The organism is Bacillus sp. SIMBA_074, assembly GCF_046534555.1.
Taxonomy (GTDB): domain Bacteria; phylum Bacillota; class Bacilli; order Bacillales; family Bacillaceae_G; genus Bacillus_A; species Bacillus_A mycoides.
The window spans coordinates 1-249 of record NZ_JAWRYM010000976.1 but is presented as its reverse complement, the minus strand read 5'-3'; the positions used below and the strand labels follow the sequence as shown (position 1 = coordinate 249).

At 33.3% G+C, this 249-nt stretch carries 1 pseudogene; it reads left to right on the top strand.

Annotation, left to right across the window (positions count from 1 at the left end):
* Nucleotides 1–62 precede the first annotated feature (62 nt).
* A pseudogene (locus SB773_RS33675) lies at nt 63–249 on the top strand (carbon-nitrogen hydrolase); the annotation flags it as partial.

Here is a 249-nt window from a genome sequence, read left to right as displayed (position 1 = left end):
ATGAAAACCAGGTCGTCACAACCGTATAAGATAAAAAATGATAAAAGGTAGGTAGTGAGAAAATGTCAAAAGTGAAAGTTGGGCTTATTCAAATTCATTGCGGGGAATTCATTGCTGAAAATATTCAAAAAACGATAGGGAAAATAAAAGAAACAGTAAATAAAGGTGCACAAATCGTTTGCTTGCAGGAATTATTTTCTTCGCAATATTTTCCGCAAACGGTTAGCGTGAAAAATTATGATTTAGCAG